Annotated in this window: 19 protein-coding genes; 8 read left to right on the forward strand and 11 right to left on the reverse strand. The window is 56.0% G+C overall.

Annotated elements, in window-relative coordinates; translation table 11 throughout:
• Positions 1–125: 125 nt before the first annotated feature.
• Positions 126–1,475 carry an NADP-specific glutamate dehydrogenase gene (gene gdhA / locus HMPREF1153_RS11295; protein WP_009647101.1) on the reverse strand — a complete coding sequence of 450 codons (1,350 nt, stop codon included), beginning with the start codon at positions 1,473–1,475 and terminating at the stop codon, positions 126–128.
• A gap of 272 nt (positions 1,476–1,747) precedes the next feature.
• On the opposite strand from gdhA, the gene HMPREF1153_RS11300 reads away from it, so the two are divergent.
• Together HMPREF1153_RS11300 and dapF are read left to right on the forward strand one after the other, a co-directional pair.
• Positions 1,748–1,951 carry a hypothetical protein gene (locus tag HMPREF1153_RS11300; RefSeq protein WP_009647091.1) on the forward strand — a complete coding sequence of 68 codons (204 nt, stop codon included), beginning with the start codon at positions 1,748–1,750 and terminating at the stop codon, positions 1,949–1,951.
• 4 nt (positions 1,952–1,955) lie between these two features.
• Positions 1,956–2,795 carry a diaminopimelate epimerase gene (gene dapF, locus HMPREF1153_RS11305; RefSeq protein ID WP_009647097.1) on the forward strand — a complete coding sequence of 280 codons (840 nt, stop codon included), beginning with the start codon at positions 1,956–1,958 and terminating at the stop codon, positions 2,793–2,795.
• 70 nt (positions 2,796–2,865) lie between these two features.
• Here dapF and HMPREF1153_RS11310 read toward each other — a convergent pair whose 3' ends face one another.
• The gene (locus HMPREF1153_RS11310; RefSeq protein WP_009647096.1) at positions 2,866–4,236 is read right to left on the reverse strand and encodes an NCS2 family permease; all 1,371 of its coding nucleotides are present in this window, start codon (positions 4,234–4,236) and stop codon (positions 2,866–2,868) included.
• A gap of 248 nt (positions 4,237–4,484) precedes the next feature.
• On the opposite strand from HMPREF1153_RS11310, the gene HMPREF1153_RS11315 reads away from it, so the two are divergent.
• Together HMPREF1153_RS11315 and HMPREF1153_RS11320 are read left to right on the forward strand one after the other, a co-directional pair.
• Positions 4,485–4,847 carry a hypothetical protein gene (locus HMPREF1153_RS11315; protein ID WP_009647083.1) on the forward strand — a complete coding sequence of 121 codons (363 nt, stop codon included), beginning with the start codon at positions 4,485–4,487 and terminating at the stop codon, positions 4,845–4,847.
• A gap of 42 nt (positions 4,848–4,889) precedes the next feature.
• Positions 4,890–5,264: a DUF488 domain-containing protein gene (locus HMPREF1153_RS11320; RefSeq protein ID WP_009647093.1), complete on the forward strand. Its 375-nt coding sequence runs from the start codon at positions 4,890–4,892 to the stop codon at positions 5,262–5,264.
• Between the two features lie 86 nt (positions 5,265–5,350).
• On the opposite strand, the gene HMPREF1153_RS11325 is transcribed toward HMPREF1153_RS11320, so the two are convergent.
• The 7 genes from HMPREF1153_RS11325 to HMPREF1153_RS11355 form a co-directional block, all read right to left on the reverse strand.
• Positions 5,351–5,638: a helix-turn-helix domain-containing protein gene (locus tag HMPREF1153_RS11325; RefSeq protein ID WP_009647104.1), complete on the reverse strand. Its 288-nt coding sequence runs from the start codon at positions 5,636–5,638 to the stop codon at positions 5,351–5,353.
• Between the two features lie 582 nt (positions 5,639–6,220).
• Entirely contained in the window at positions 6,221–6,871 is a 651-nt protein-coding gene (locus HMPREF1153_RS11330; protein WP_009647098.1) for a CBS and ACT domain-containing protein, read from the reverse strand.
• A gap of 49 nt (positions 6,872–6,920) precedes the next feature.
• Positions 6,921–7,637, reverse strand: a complete 717-nt coding sequence (locus HMPREF1153_RS11335) for an ABC transporter ATP-binding protein (RefSeq protein WP_009647099.1) — start codon at positions 7,635–7,637, stop codon at positions 6,921–6,923.
• Between the two features lie 2 nt (positions 7,638–7,639).
• Positions 7,640–8,407 (reverse strand): ABC transporter ATP-binding protein, encoded by a 768-nt coding sequence (locus tag HMPREF1153_RS11340; protein WP_009647078.1) that lies wholly within the window; start codon positions 8,405–8,407, stop codon positions 7,640–7,642.
• The gene (locus HMPREF1153_RS11345) at positions 8,400–9,353 is read right to left on the reverse strand and encodes a branched-chain amino acid ABC transporter permease (RefSeq protein ID WP_009647080.1); all 954 of its coding nucleotides are present in this window, start codon (positions 9,351–9,353) and stop codon (positions 8,400–8,402) included. The genes HMPREF1153_RS11340 and HMPREF1153_RS11345 overlap by 8 nt, the downstream gene beginning before the upstream one ends.
• Before the next feature lie 7 nt (positions 9,354–9,360).
• Positions 9,361–10,248, reverse strand: coding sequence for a branched-chain amino acid ABC transporter permease (locus HMPREF1153_RS11350; protein WP_013740593.1), 888 nt, complete (start codon positions 10,246–10,248; stop codon positions 9,361–9,363).
• A 98-nt stretch (positions 10,249–10,346) separates the two neighbouring features.
• Positions 10,347–11,519 (reverse strand): ABC transporter substrate-binding protein, encoded by a 1,173-nt coding sequence (locus tag HMPREF1153_RS11355; protein WP_009647092.1) that lies wholly within the window; start codon positions 11,517–11,519, stop codon positions 10,347–10,349.
• 250 nt (positions 11,520–11,769) lie between these two features.
• Between HMPREF1153_RS11355 and HMPREF1153_RS11360 the strand changes: the two genes are divergently transcribed.
• The 4 genes from HMPREF1153_RS11360 (at position 11,770) to HMPREF1153_RS11375 (ending at position 13,665) form a co-directional block, all read left to right on the forward strand.
• Positions 11,770–12,309 (forward strand): hypothetical protein, encoded by a 540-nt coding sequence (locus tag HMPREF1153_RS11360; protein WP_009647088.1) that lies wholly within the window; start codon positions 11,770–11,772, stop codon positions 12,307–12,309.
• A gap of 54 nt (positions 12,310–12,363) precedes the next feature.
• Entirely contained in the window at positions 12,364–12,900 is a 537-nt protein-coding gene (locus HMPREF1153_RS11365; RefSeq protein WP_009647100.1) for a hypothetical protein, read from the forward strand.
• A gap of 164 nt (positions 12,901–13,064) precedes the next feature.
• The gene (locus HMPREF1153_RS11370; protein WP_009647103.1) at positions 13,065–13,400 is read left to right on the forward strand and encodes a SemiSWEET family transporter; all 336 of its coding nucleotides are present in this window, start codon (positions 13,065–13,067) and stop codon (positions 13,398–13,400) included.
• A 52-nt stretch (positions 13,401–13,452) separates the two neighbouring features.
• Complete coding sequence (locus HMPREF1153_RS11375; RefSeq protein WP_006193548.1) at positions 13,453–13,665, forward strand: TOBE domain-containing protein; 213 nt, start codon at positions 13,453–13,455, stop codon at positions 13,663–13,665.
• 91 nt (positions 13,666–13,756) lie between these two features.
• Here the strand turns inward: HMPREF1153_RS11375 and HMPREF1153_RS11380 are convergent, their stop codons facing one another.
• Together HMPREF1153_RS11380 and HMPREF1153_RS11385 are read right to left on the reverse strand one after the other, a co-directional pair.
• On the reverse strand, positions 13,757–13,987 hold the full coding sequence (locus HMPREF1153_RS11380) for a hypothetical protein (RefSeq protein ID WP_009647085.1): 231 nt from the start codon (positions 13,985–13,987) through the stop codon (positions 13,757–13,759).
• 240 nt (positions 13,988–14,227) lie between these two features.
• On the reverse strand, positions 14,228–14,674 hold the full coding sequence (locus tag HMPREF1153_RS11385; RefSeq protein ID WP_009647079.1) for an RrF2 family transcriptional regulator: 447 nt from the start codon (positions 14,672–14,674) through the stop codon (positions 14,228–14,230).
• Positions 14,675–15,157: the final 483 nt, after the last annotated feature.

A 15,157-nucleotide genomic window follows, 5' to 3' on the forward strand; every position in this document is an offset into this window, starting at 1 on the left:
TATGTTATCAGTGTATTCAAATAATATAGAGATGTCAAGAGTGAATGAGAAAATTTAAGAAAGAGTGCGTATGAGCCGATTCCGGCTCATACGCACTCTTTCTTGTATACCGCTGTCTGCGGCGGTCAGACAATCCCCTGTGCGACCATCGTATTTGCGACGTGGAGGAATGCTGTGATGTTGGCGCCGGCGATGAGGTTGCCCTTCATGCCGTACTTCTCCGCGTTCTTCTTGGAATTCTGATAGATGTTCTTCATGATGCCCTTGAGGCGATTGTCGACTTCCTCGAACGTCCAGTGCAGGCGCTCGGAGTTCTGGCTCATCTCAAGCGCAGAGACGGCGACGCCGCCAGCGTTTGCCGCTTTCGCGGGGGCGAAGAGAACACCCTTTTCCAAGAGGTATTCCGTCGCATCGAGCGTCGTCGGCATGTTCGCGCCTTCGCCGACGGCCATGACGCCGTTCGCCACGAGCGCCTTGACGCCCTCGATGTCAAGTTCGCTCTGCGTCGCGCACGGCAAGGCGATGTCGCACTTGACCGTCCAGACGCCACGGCATCCCTCGTGGTATTCGGCGTTCGGGCGCTTTTCGACGTACTCCTTGATGCGGCCGCGGCGCACTTCCTTGATCTCCTTGACGAGCGCGAGGTCGATGCCCTCGGGGTCGTAGACGTAGCCGTTCGAGTCGGAGCAGGTCACGGGCTTTGCACCGAATTCGATGGCCTTTTCGATCGCATACGTCGCGACGTTGCCCGAGCCGGAGACGACGACGGTCTTGCCCTCAAGGCTCTTGCCGTTGTCTTCGAGCATCTCCTTCATGAAGTAGAGGAGTCCGTAGCCAGTGGCTTCCGTGCGTGCGAGGCTGCCGCCGTAGCCGAGTCCCTTGCCCGTGAGGACAGCGGAATCAAAGGAGTTGACGATGCGCTTGTACTGACCGTAGAGGTAGCCGATCTCACGGCCGCCGACGCCGATGTCGCCCGCCGGCGTATCGACCATCGAGCCGATGTGGCGATAGAGCTCCGTCATGAAGCTCTGGCAGAAGCGCATGACCTCGTTGTCGCTCTTGCCCTTCGGGTCGAAATCCGAGCCACCCTTGGCGCCGCCGATGGGAAGCCCCGTCAAAGAGTTCTTGAACGTCTGCTCGAAAGCGAGGAACTTCAAAATGGAGAGCGTCACGCTCGGATGGAAACGCAGGCCGCCCTTGTAGGTGCCGACGGCGCTGTTCGCCTGCACGCGGTAGCCGCGGTTGACCTGAACCTCGCCCTTGTCGTTCTCCCAAGGCACGCGGAACATGACGACGCGCTCCGGCTCGACCATGCGCTCAAGGATCTTGTGCTTCTTGTACTCGGGATGCTGCTCCAAGACAGGCACGATCGAGGTCAGGACTTCTTTGACCACGTTGTGATATTCCTTCTCCTGCGGATCCTTCTTTTCGATAGAGGCGAGGATGTCCTCTACATACTGCTGCATTTCCGTCATGCGTGATTACCCCTTTGCTTTGAAACTTCATAAGAAAAAACTATCGTGTGGCTAAGCACTCATATATAATAACGCAAATGGCAGAAAAAGTATACTGTTTTGCTAAGGTATTATGTATACATAGTTACAGACGAGGAATGGGTTCTCATATGTGGCAGGACTTCCATCTGCTTGTCGGCACTATGAAGACGCGAAGAGCTTTTTCTTGACAGCATATACCCCTATGTGTATAATGAAAATACCAATAGGGGTATCTGCAAAGGGGGATCGTTATGAATGTTTTGGGAAAAGGCGCTCCGTTGTCGCTGCACAAGGGCATGACGGGCAAAAAAGGCTTGGCAAAGCGCTCGTTCTTCGCTACAATGAAGGAAAACTGCATGGCGGCAGATGCGCGCGTGCTGGAGGAAAGCCGCCAAAAGGAGCGAGTTTTCGGCGCGTCCTTCTGGTCTTTCCTCGCAAAACATTCCTGGGGGTAAGAATATGGCGTTTTCCTTTACGAAATGGCAGGGCTGCGGCAATGATTTCGTCCTTGTGAACGGCTTTCGGGAGCAGCTCCCGGATGACCTTGCGGCGCTCTCGCGAAGGGTCTGTGACCGTCACTACGGCATCGGCGCGGACGGGCTGATTCTCGTGTTGCCGTCGCAGCAGGCGGACTTTCGCATGCGCATCTTCAATGCGGACGGCACGGAGGCGGAGATGTGCGGCAACGGCATCCGCTGCTTCGCGGGCGTCGTCCATGCGGAAGGGCTGAGCGGCGAGGCGGAATTCACGGTCGAGACGGGCGCGGGCATCCTCGTGCCGCGCCTGCAGCTTGCGGGCAGCAGGCTCACGGGCGTGTGCGTCGATATGGGCGAGCCGATCCTTGAAGGCGAGCGCATTCCTGTCCGGGGCTTTGGCGCATCACGCGTCATTGAGCAGCCGATCGAGGCGGAGGGCGAGACGTTTTCCATGACCTGCGTTTCCATGGGCAACCCGCACTGCGTGATTTTCGTCGAGGATGCACAAGACGTGCCGATGGAAAAGTTCGGGCCTCTCCTTGAGCGGCACGAGAAGTTCCCCAAGAAGACAAACGTGGAGTTTGCGGAAATCAAGGACGCTTCCCACATCCGCATGCGCGTCTGGGAACGCGGCGCTGCCGTGACGCTCGCGTGCGGCACAGGCTCATGCGCGACGCTTGTCGCCGCCGCGCTCACGGGGCGCACGAAGAGAGAAGCCGAGGTGCAGCTCGACGGCGGCAGGCTGCAGATCGAGTGGGCGGCGAACAATCATGTCTACATGACGGGGCCTGCCGAGAAGGTCTTTGCCGGAAGGTATGAATGAATATGGGAAAAGGGCGGCGCATCCACCGGTTTTGATGGATGCGCCGCCCTTTTTCTGACGTTGATATATCTCAGAGCCAAGCGTATTTCAAGATGAATAGCACGGTCAGGATGTACATGAGCCATGTCACGTTGCGGAACTTGCCTGAGGCGACGTGCAGCAGCGTGTAGGAAATGATGCCGAATGCAATGCCCTCGGCGATGGAATAGGCGAACGGCATGACGGCGATGCAGATGAAAGAGGGGATCGCCTCGGTGATGTCCGACCAAGGAATCTTTGCGACCTGCTGCATCATGAGGAAGCCGACGATGACGAGCGCCGGCGCCGTCGCGAAGCCCGGCACGGCGAGGAAGAGCGGCGAGAAGAAGAGCGCGACGAGGAAGAAGATCGCCGTCGTCACGGCCGTCAGTCCCGTGCGCCCGCCCTCGACGATGCCCGCCGAGGACTCGACGTAGGTCGAGATCGTCGATGTGCCCAGACATGCGCCGAGCGCCGTGCCGCAGGCGTCGGCGAGGAGCGCTCCCTTGACGCGCGGCAGACGCCCTTTCTCGTCGAGCATGTCGGCGCGCGAGGCGCAGCCGATCAGCGTGCCGAGCGTATCGAAGAGGTCGACGAAGAGGAAGGCGAAGATGACGACGATGAAATCAAGCGAGAGGATTGCATGGAAGTCAAATTGCAGGAAGGTCGGCGCGAGCGACACGGGCGGCGCGATGATGCCCGAAGGCATGAGGCTGAAGTAGCCGCGTGCAGGATCGGGGATGTAGATGTCGAGAAGCTCCAGGACGATGCCCAGCCCCCAAGTGGCGAAGATGCCGATGAGGATGTGTCCCTTGATGTTCTTTATGACGAGCACGGCGGTCAGGAGGATGCCGAAGAGCGCGAGGAGGACGGTGATTCCCTCGGAGTGGAACGTTCCTTCTGCCATCGCCTTGGGAAACGAGAAGAGCGCGACGAGCTTCGGACCTGCGACGACGACGTGTGCGTTCTGCAGGCCGATGAATGTGATGAAGAAGCCGATGCCGACGGTGACAGCGCTCTTCAAGGTCAGCGGAATCGCATTGAAGAGTGCCTCACGCACATTCGTCACGGAGAGTGCGATGAAGATCAGACCCTCGACGAGCACAGCTGTCAATGCGAGCTGCCACGAGTAGCCCATCTGCCCGACGACCGTGTAGGCGAAGAAGGCGTTGAGTCCCATCGCGGAAGACAGTGCGAACGGCAGATTGGCGAACGACGCCATGAGGACGCACGAGATGCCCGAAGCGAGCGCCGTCGCCGTGAACACCGCGCCCGCATCCATGCCCGCAGCACTCAAGATCAGCGGGTTCACGGCGAGGATGTACGCCATCGTCATGAATGTCGTAAGCCCCGCTAAGAGCTCCGTCTGCACCGTCGTGCGGTTTTCCTTCAAGTGAAACACGTTTTCCAGCATTTTTTCCATCGGATTGTCTCCTTTTCCTTGGGAAGATTTGATGAATGACACTTTTATTCTAGCGGAAACAGCAGGAGATAGCAAGGCATAACACAGGGACTTTCTTCGCGAGTGAGGTAGATGGCGGCGATTCTGTTTGATATTTTGAAAAGATTCTGGCATACAGAAATCTTAATAAAAATCTTGAGAGGTAAGCAGGAATATAGATTGGAGAATAGAAGTATGCAACGTCAATTTTTATGATGGAGGTGTGAACAGTGAAACAGAAAGCTTGTTCTTTATATTTTCTTGTATTGGTTTTATTCTTATGGCAGGGAAGTGGCGAGGCAACAGATTATTATTATGAGACGATGAACTTTAAAGCTGTTGGGAATGTAGATTATTATGTAGATGGTGATAGTATTATCTATCGGACAGATTACAAGGCGATGCGTGTTAAGTCTATTGTACGTGATACGGGCGAGTTGGTTGATATTAAAAAATATGAATTTCAGCCTGACGTGAGCAATTGGTATGGGCGGTCGTATTTTGTGACTCAATTGCCGGGTTCTTGGAAGCAGGTTAATTTGGATAAATCACTCTACAAAGCCTATTTGTGGATAGAAAATTTTAAAGGATAAAGTGCGTAGCTTTTGACCGTACAAAGGAAAGGAGTCTTCACGATGGCATACGAACTGCAAATGAAGCGCATATACGAAGAGTCTGCGCCGACGGACGGCAGGCGCATCCTTGTTGACCGTCTGTGGCCGCGTGGCATGAAGAAGGAACGTGCTGCATTGAGCGAGTGGGCGAAGGAAGTCACGCCGTCGCCCGAACTGCGCAAGCTTTACCACAGTGGCGAGATGAACTTCGATCTCTTCGGAAAGGCATACCTCGAAGAGTTGAAAAAAAGCCCCGAAGCCGCCGCCTTCGCCGCGAAGTGCCGGGGTTGGTTGCAGGAATCCCCCGTGACGCTCGTCTACGCCAACAAGAACGCCGTGGAAAATCACGTCCTCGTACTGCGGCAGTGGCTGCTTGATGCGATGGGGCAGGAATGAAAAGAAGAGAAAAACCGCCCGCAGCAGGAGCTTTTGCTTCTGCTGCGGGCGGTTTTTTAGGGCAGCTCTGAATGTATCAGTGTTCTCTAGTTTTCCAAGGGAACGATGGCAAGTTTCTTGCCCAAGGGGGCGAGAAGCTTCATGACGGTCGAGATGTTCGGACTCGTCGTGCCGCGCTCCAAGCGTGCGATGACGGGCTGGCTGACGCCGCTCATCTCTTCGAGCTGCTTCTGTGTGACGCCCCGCTCGTTCCTCGCCTTGATGAGTTCGCCGATCAAGGCGACGCGCAGATTGCTCTCGGCAATTTCTTCGGGGGTCAGAAAAGAATCGATATAGGCAATCGCATCATCTTGCAGTGTATCATTCTTGTTCATAGGTAACGCCCCTTTCGATAAGGATGACCTAAAATATTGAACGATGTACGGGAAAATAGTAACAGAAAGTCAACCATAGTCTAACATATTATGCTATAATACAAGCGGTGCTGCCAAAACGGTAGGCGGTCAATTCTTAGCCCCTGAGCGGTCAATGGCAGCCAATCGTGCGATGCGATTTGCGCGTCGATGATTGGGTTGCTTTCGCACTAGACCTGTTTTTTCCAATCGGCCACGTCCTTCGGGGCTGCTTCTTGGATAGGTCTGAAAGGGGGCGTTGCTTATGGAACTGTACGATTTTTTGTCGTTCGTTTTCTGCGTGACGATCTGCGTCGTTGCGCTAAAGGCAAAATAAGAATGCCCCGCCTGCAGTCTCCAACTTAGGCGGGGTATTCTTCCACTAACGTTTAGGGGCTGACCGTTTACCGACAGCACCTTTTTCCATGCTTATTATACAATACAGTCTGAAACTCGTCAAATTTTTCGAGTAGAAGTCAAGTCAGCAGCGGTCAACGTCGTCCAATCGCGCTTCGCCGCTGGCTCGCGTTCTTGGGACGTTTTCGCATACGAGCCGTTACCCAATCAGCCGATCTTCACGACGTGCGATACGTGGAAGCCGTTTTCTTCGAGCTTCTTTTTCACGGCTTCGCTGTCCGTCGTGTCGAAGCGCACGACGATTTCGTAGCTGCCGTCGTCCTGCTGGCAGGTGACGAGGCTGTCGATGTTGCAACCGCAGTCGGCGATGATGCCGCCGAGGTCGCGCACGACGCCGACCTTGTCGCCGACGTCGGCGATGGTGAAGCGCGTCTTGCCGTGCGTCAGTCCCATGACGTCGACGAAGGTCTTGAAGATGTCGGTTTCCGTGATGACGCCGACGACGGCGCCGACGCTCGACACGACGGGCAGGCCGCCGATCTTGTGGTTGTACATGATGAGCGCGGCTTCCTCGATGGTCGCGTCATCCTTGACGGAGACGACCTCCTTCTGCATGATTTCGCCGATGCACATTTTCGCCAAGAGCGAGGTGATCTCGTAGCGCGAGAGCGTCGTCGCGGGCGACGGCGAGACGCGCATGATGTCGCGGTCGCTCAAGAAGCCGACGAGCTTGCCGTCTTCATCGACGACGGGCAGGCGGCGGAAGCGGTGCTTCTTCATCAAATCCTTCGCGGCCGAGACCTTCGTGTCCGGCGTGACGGTGAAGGGATTTTTTGCCATGCGGTTTGCTACAAACATTGTCAGCATCCTTTCTTTAGGAAGCGCGGATAACGGATTTTCCTCTATTTCAGCCGCCCAAATAGGCTTTTCGCACATCTTCGCTCGCTGCGAGTTCCTTTGCCGCGCCTTGGAGCGTGATCCTGCCCGTTTCCATGACGTAGGCGCGGTGTGCGATGGAGAGAGCCATGTTGGCGTTCTGCTCGACGAGGAGGACGGTCGTTCCCTCGCGGTTGATGTCCTCGATGATGGAAAATATTTCCTTGATGAGGAGCGGCGCAAGGCCCATCGACGGCTCATCTAAGAGGAGGAGCTTCGGGCGGCTCATGAGGGCGCGTCCCATCGCGAGCATTTGCTGCTCGCCGCCCGAGAGCGTGCCCGCCTGCTGCTTGCGGCGTTCTTTAAGGCGCGGGAAGCGGTTGTAGACGATCTCGAAGTCTTTTTCTACCCCCGCCTTGTCCTTGCGCGTGAAAGCGCCCATCTCCAAGTTTTCCTGCACGCTCATCTCAGCGAAGATGCGCCGCCCTTCAGGCACCTGTGAGATGCCGTGCTTGACGATCTCGTGCGCGGGCATGCCCGCGATGTTTTCTCCGAGGAAGGAGATGCCGCCGCTCTTGGGCGCGAGCAGTCCCGATACCGTGCGCAGCGTCGTGGACTTTCCCGCGCCGTTCGCGCCGATGAGCGTGACGATCTCACCCTTATGGACTTCGAGGCTCACGCCCTTCAGCGCGTGGATCGCGCCGTAGTAGACGTGGATGTTGTCGATTTTCAGCATGATTTCTGCCATCTTTACGCCTCCCCGCCGAGATAGGCCCGAATGACTTCGGGATTTTCCTTGATTTCTTTCGGTGTGCCCTCGGCGATGATTTCGCCGTATTCGAGGACGTAGATGCGCTCGCAGATTCCCATGACGAGGCTCATGTCGTGCTCGATGAGGAGGATCGTCAAGCCGAATTCTTTCTTGATCCAGCGGATCATTTCCATGAGTTCCTGCGTCTCCTGCGGATTCATGCCGGCCGCCGGCTCGTCCAAGAGGAGGAGCTTGGGCTTCGCGGCGAGAGCGCGCGCGATCTCAAGACGCCGCTGTGCGCCGTAGGGCAGGTTTTTCGCGAGTTCGTGCGCCTGCTTTTCGAGGTGAAAGATGGAGAGAAGCTTCTTCGCCTTCTCTTCTATTTCGCGCTCTTCTTTGAAATACCTGCCAAGGCGAAGCACGGCTTCGGCGACCGTGTACTTCGTGCGCGTGTGGTAGGCGATCTTGACGTTTTCAAGGACGCTTAGCTCGGAGAAAAGGCGGATGTTCTGGAAGGTGCGTGCGATGCCGCGTGCCGTGATCTCGCTGGGCTTCTTGCCGACGATGCTCTTGCCGTTGAAGGTAAGCTCGCCTTCGGTCGGACGGTAGACGCCCGTGATCATGTTGAACGCCGTCGTCTTGCCCGCGCCGTTCGGCCCGATGAGGCCGATGAGTTCGCCCTTTTCGATGACCATGTTGAAGTTTGACACGGCGCGCAGGCCGCCGAAGACTTGCGCGAGACCGTCCGCTTTCAGTAATTCAGCCATTCGCCTGACCTCCTTTGCCGAAGATGCGCTTCAACGGGCCGAACGCCGTGAGTTCCACATAGCCGAAGATTCCCTTGGGGCGGTAGAGCATGAAGAGGATCAGGGCGATGGCGAAGATGATCATGCGAAATTCGGGCCAGCTTGCGAGCGCCGCCTGCAGGATCGTGACGAAGAACGCGCCGACGACAGAGCCGGTCAGAGAGCCCATGCCGCCGAGGACGACCATGATGAGGAAGAAAAAGGACTGCATGAAGGTGAAAGACGTCGGGTTCAGATACGTCAGCGTATGCGCGAAGAGCCCGCCGCCGAGCCCTGCGAATCCTGCGCCGATGGCGAACGCCATGACCTTGTAGCGCGTCGTCGGAATGCCCATGGCCTCGGCGGCGATCTCGTCCTCTCGGATCGCGATGCAGGCGCGGCCGTGCGTGGAGTTCACGAAGTTCTTGATGAAGAACAGCGTCAGGAACACGGCGAAGAAGACCCAGGCGAAGTTGGTGTCGCGCGCGATGCCTTTGAAGCCCGCAGCACCGCCGACGTAGTCGATGTTGATGAGCACGACGCGGATGATTTCGCCGAGACCCAAGGTGGCAATGGCGAGGTAGTCGCCGCGAAGGCGCAGCGTCGGCAGACCGATGAGCACGCCGAGGAAAGCTGCAGCGATTGCGCCTGCGAGGAGCGCGAGGGGAAACGGCACATGAAAGTTCGTCGTCAGAATGGCGGCAACATAGGCGCCGACCGCCATGAATCCCGCATGGCCGAGCGAGAACTGTCCCGTATAGCCGTTGATGAGGTTGAGGCTCGCCGTCAGGATGATGTTGATGCCGAGGAACAGGAGATTCAGCTGCCAGAAAGAGCCGATGACGCGCCCCGTGATCAGTCCCTGAAGAACGGCAAAGAGGACGAGTCCGAAGAGGAAGAAGATGAGATCCTGCTTGCGTAAATTCATGCCGCACCTACACTTTCTCGCGGGTGTTCTTGCCGAAAAGCCCCGCAGGTTTGAAGAGGAGGACGAGGATCAAGATGGCGAAGGCCGCCGCATCGCGGAACGTCGAGGAGACGAAGCCCGAGACAAATGCCTCGACGATGCCGAGGATGAGCCCGCCTGCGACAGCACCCGGCAGGATACCGATGCCGCCGAGTACGGCGGCGACGAACGCCTTGATGCCGGGCATGATGCCCATGAGGGGATCGATCGAGTTGTAGTAGACGCCGACGAGCACGCCCGCGACAGCCGCGAGCGACGAGCCGATCCAGAACGTGAAGGAGATCACGCGGTCGGCATTGATGCCCATGAGCTGCGCCGTTTCGGTATCATAGGACGCGGCGCGCATCGCCTTGCCGATCTTCGTGTACTGCACGATGTAGGTCAGGACGACCATGAGGAAGCATGTGATGCCGAGGATCAGCATCTGCTGTCCGTTGATGACGAGAGAGCCGACGCTGAAGGCCACGTCCTGAAAGAGCGGCGGGAAGGTGCGCGGCGTCGGCGAGACGAAGTACATCATCGCGTACTCCAAGAAGAGCGAGACGCCGATCGCCGAGATCAGCGCTGAGATGCGCGGCGCATGGCGCAGCGGCTTGTACGCGAGCTTCTCGATGACGATGCCCAAGAGTCCCGTGATGATCATCGCGAGGATGAGCGCGGGCACGATGGGAAGCCCGAGGTTCGTCACGGCGAAGAAGCCGAGATATGCGCCGACCATGTAGATGTCGCCGTGCGCGAAGTTGATGAGCTTGATGATACCATAGACCATGGTATAGCCGAGCGCGATCAAGGCGTAGATGCTGCCGAGCGACACGCCGTTGATGAGCTGCTGGGCGATTTGCTCCGAAAGCTCCATGATTTCTCCTTTCTTTTGTGAAACGAAATTTTCATCAAAGTATAGAAAAGGCCGCATCTCTGCGGCCTTTTCCCTTGCATGGAAGTGGAATCAGTTAATCAGTTCCCCTCCGGCGCAATCTTCGCCTTGAGTTCCTTTTCGCCGTTCTTCATCTCAAGGATGACCGCCGTCTTGATCGGGTTGTGGTTCTTATCCATAGAGATGGTTCCCGTACCGACCTTGAGATCTTTCGTTGCCTCAAGCGCCTCGCGAATCTTTTCCGTATCGCCGCTGCCTGCACGCTTCAGAGCATCGACGAGCATCTTGCCCGCATCGTAGCCGAGAGCCGCGAAGACGTTCGGTGCACGGTTGTACTTCTTCTTGTACGCTTCGATGAAGCCCTGCACCTCGGCGTCCTTCTCCGAGTAATGCGTGCTGAAGAAGGTGTTGTTCAGCGCGTCCGCGCCGGCGATGTCGACGACCTTCGTGTCGTCCCAGCCGTCCGTGCCGAGGATCGCAGAATTGATGCCCATCTCACGCGCCTGCTTGACGATCTTGCCGACTTCCTCGTAGTAAGCAGGCACGAACATGACGTCAGCGTTCGCCGTCTTGAGCTTCGTGAGCGTCGCCTTGAAGTCCTGATCCTTCTGCAGGAAGGCTTCTTCCATGACGACCTTGCCGCCCGCCGCTTCGAACTTCTCCTTGAACACCTTCGCGAGGTTCTTCGAGTAGTCCGAGCTGTTGTCGACGTAGATGACTGCCGTCTTCGCCTTGAGCTCCTTCGCGGCGAAGGTCGCCATCACTTCGCCCTGCTGCGGATCGATGAAGCAGCTGCGGAAGACGTAGGGCTTGACCTTGCCGTTCTCCACCGTCGCCTCGGGACTCGTCGCGCACGGTGCGATGATCGGCACCTTCGCGTCCGTCGCCGTCTGCGTCTCGGCGAGCACGAGACCCGTCGTCGCAGGGCCGACGATGACCTTGACGTCGTCGTCAGAGATGAGCTTCGTCGCCGCATTGATCGACTCTGCCGCTTCCGACTTGTCGTCGACGGAAACAAGCTCGATCTTCTTGCCATTGATGCCGCCGGCCTCGTTCGCCTCGTCGATCGCGAGCTGAAGCCCCTCGATCGTGGCGTTGCCGTAGTTCGCGACGTTGCCCGTAAGCTCGAAGTTCGCGCCGACCTTGATCGTATCGCCCGACTCCTTCGAGCCGCAGCCCGCAAAGACGCTGCTCAAGAGCGTCGCTCCGAGAACGGCGCAGGCGAGCCGCAGGCTCTTCTTGCTGAAAATCATGAAAATCCCCCTCCGAAATGCTTAGAAAACGTGCACAGCACGATAACTTTTCCTATTATATGCGATGTTACAGAGTTAGTCAAGAACGGATTCTTTAGGAATGGGCGTTTGTTTTCTTTGAGGAAATTTCTCTGATAGGTCATTTTATACGGGTCACAAAGAGACGTTCCTATAGTATAATATATAATATGAAGCGAGCGAAGAAAGTCCTGCTTGAAACTTTTTGGGAAACAAGGAGGAGATGAGGAAAATGAAAAACGTGTTCCGGTTCTTTTTCGCCTGTGCTTTGGTGCTCGCAGGCAGCGTCCTTGCGGGCAGCGTCGCGAGTGCGCATACGATGCCTGATTCCGAGGCTGTGCTTCTCTATCCGCGTGCGCAAGGGAGCATGGATATCACGGTCGAATTCCAATGCGGCATGTCGCTCGACGAGGTCGAGGCTGTCTTGGGCAGCGATTTTGAATTGCAGGATAAATGTTATGAGTTTCGCATCGTGCGCTATACGTATGGCAACATCGCATTCGGTGCGACCGTCGGCAGGAACGATTCGCGGCCGACAGGTGAGATCCCGGTCAGAAGCATCGAGTGCCAAAGCCCGTACTTCCATACGCCGTCAGGCTTTCGCGTCGGCGGCAACTATGCGGACGTCGCGGCGATGTACGGCGAGGGCGAAGTGTCGAAATATGCCCCGGGCGAGCGCATCTATACGCTTCCATCCTATCGGAGCGTGAGCTTCACCGTCGATGATGCGGATCGCATCACGAAAATCACTATTATAGCGGGCGATGTATGAAGATAGAGCGGCATCTTGCCTGTATGGAGTGATTCCTAAAGGAGGGCTTGAAAAATGAAACATCTGTTCCAGGCCATTTCCTGCGCTGCGCTGCTGCTCGCCGCTCTTGTCTTCGCCGGCGGTACGGCGAGCGCACATACGATGCCCGATTCCGAATGGGGGCTGCTCTGTGACGCCGTAGGCGGGGACGGGGCGGGCGTGATCGAGTTTGGCGTCGGAATGCCGCTTCAATATGCCGAGGATTTTTTGGGCAGCGGCTTCGACGAGGAGGAAAAAGCAATCGAATCCTTACGGCTCGTATATTACAAGTACCCTGAAATCACGTTCTGCGGCGAGATGCAGAAGAGTGACAAGCGCCCGCCGGGTGAGGCGCCCATCGTTTTCATCGAATGCAGGAGTACGGATTTTCGTACACCGTCGGGCTTTCGCATCGGAGACGCCTTCGAGGAGGTCGAAGCGATGTACGGCAGGGGCGAGGTGAGCGGTTCGAAGCATGTATATTGGTTCGATGAGGCGAGAAACGTGAGTTTCACGGTGGATGAGGCGGGTCTGATCGAGGAGATTGGCGTGCATCAGGTCATTTTCGGTTAAGGAAAGTTCGCCAATCGGTCTGCGCCTTCGGCTTGAGCTCTTGGATTTTCACGCTAAAATACCAACGGAAAGATTTTGAGATTGTCTCTTGACTTTTGGCGGGCACTCTTTTAGTATGAGCAGCGAAGCGATACTTGTAATATTTTAGGAAGGAAGTTTACCTAATGGAAACACCGCTGAAAAAAATGGAGTCCGAGTCAGAGCATGTGGAGAAGAAGGCTGCCAATCTCGGGAAGAGCGCCGTGCAGGATAAGATGAAGGTCGTCGGAACGATCGGATCCATTCTGTCCGTGTGCATGTATGTCTCCTATATCCCGCAGATCATCGGCAATCTGTCCGGACATCCGGGCGATTGGATTCAGCCGTTCGTCGCGTTCATCAACTGCACGATCTGGGTGGCGTACGGCTTCTTCAAGCAGCAGCGCGATTGGCCGATCGTCATCGCCAACTCTCCGGGAATCGTCTTCGGTCTGACCACTGCATTGACTGCGCTCTTTTAAGGTTCAGTGCAGAGGGAAGGATTTTGTCTATTTGTGAAGGAGAAGTGAGAAAATGAAGCTCAGTGCAAGAAATCAGTTCAAGGGCAAGGTTGTATCCATCGAGAAAGGTGCGGTCAATGCCATCGTCGGCATCGAGATCGCAGGCGGCAACGTCGTCACGGCGACCATCAGCATGGGGTCCGTCGAGCGGCTTGGCCTTGTGATCGGCAAGGAAGCCTACGCCGTCATTAAGGCGACTTCCGTCATGGTCGGCGTGGACGACTGAGCGCCCCCTGGCGTTCAGGAACTGCACATAATGAAAAAGCCGCTGTCGGGTTTCCTCGACAGCGGCTTTTTTTCGTGCGATTCGGCGGTGGTCAGACAGCCTTGCGCTCTTTTGGCGTCTCATGCGAGATGCGGCGGATGCGCTCGAAGGGGATACCCTCGAATGCATAGCGCAAATCCAAATGCCCGTCAGCCAACCTGAATGAAACACGCTTGAGCGTGCGACCTTTCGAGTGCCTTTGGATTTTACGGATGTAGCGCTCCGCTTCCTTAGCAGAAAGAGCGCCGCTCTCGATGATGACGGTGACATTGTCAATCGTCATAAAAATCCCTCCAGCGGTGTTGCAACCGTACCGGAAATCCATTTGAAGGACTTCCTCGAAACAAGACGGGAAGAACGAAACACCGTTCTTCCGAATCTCACGCCCATTATACACCATCGGACAAAAATTGCAAGGTTTTTCTGTTTCCCGCTGAAAAGTCCTAAAAACAATGGAAGATAAAGGAAGGCGAGTAATAGAGGAACACCGAATATACTTGAGTGGAAAAAGAAAATTTTGCGCTTAGATAAAATACATGATGTTTTCCTGAGACTTTTGTCGGTCGGCTTCTTCGAGGATGGCGCAGAGGTTCACGCCTTGAAGTGCTTTTCGTATGGCGGCGTCCAGAGGATCGTAGACGCAGTTCGTCAACGCCTGTTCAAGATCCTCCTGTGCATCTCCTGTCGCAGGCCCTGCCTTCTCCGTCAGCGGCAGTTCGATGGCGGCGAGTACGTCCCACGCCGTGATCTCCTGCGCCGCGCGAGCGAGATGGTAGCCGCCCTGCGAACCTTTGCTTGAGGTCACGAGCCGCGCGTGCTTCAGAAGGGAGAATACCTGCTCCAGGTAGATCTTGGATATGCCGAGGTTCTCAGAGATTGTGAGGATCGTCGTCGGGCTGTTCGCCTGGCCGATTCGCGCGAGGAACGCCATGGCAGCCAGTCCGTAGCGCCCTTTGGCGGAAATTTTCATAAGGGTATACCTCTTTTCATACAGTTTATATATGTATTTATATTACCATGAAACCCCAAGAAGTCAAGCCCGAAGGGCGCAGACTGATTGGCTAGGTTTCTGTAAGGGCGGCGCACTTTTGTCCACAAAGTGGACGTTTGTGCGTGTAGCTTATAAGGAAATCGCGAATTTGTCAATTGCATAGCAATGAAATATGTTTTCTGTCGTGCGATTCCTTAGGGAAGTGCTGCATTTATTCGTGCTTCCTATTACAATAGATTTATAGATCAGGGAAGCGGTACGCGACCGCTCCTTGTCTACCTCATTACCTAAGCTGTAGAATGAGAGTGCATTGGTCTGACGCGTGATTCCTGGAACATTACGTCCGCAATTAAGTCCGTCATCCATCCTCCCATTCCCAGCAGTTCGTTTTATGCAGGTAGAACTGCGCTTCTGCACGTTCGTGTCAACCCTCAATAGATCGAATCGGCAATGAGGAGTTTG

This window comes from Selenomonas sp. CM52 (assembly GCF_000292955.1).
GTDB lineage: Bacteria > Bacillota > Negativicutes > Selenomonadales > Selenomonadaceae > Selenomonas.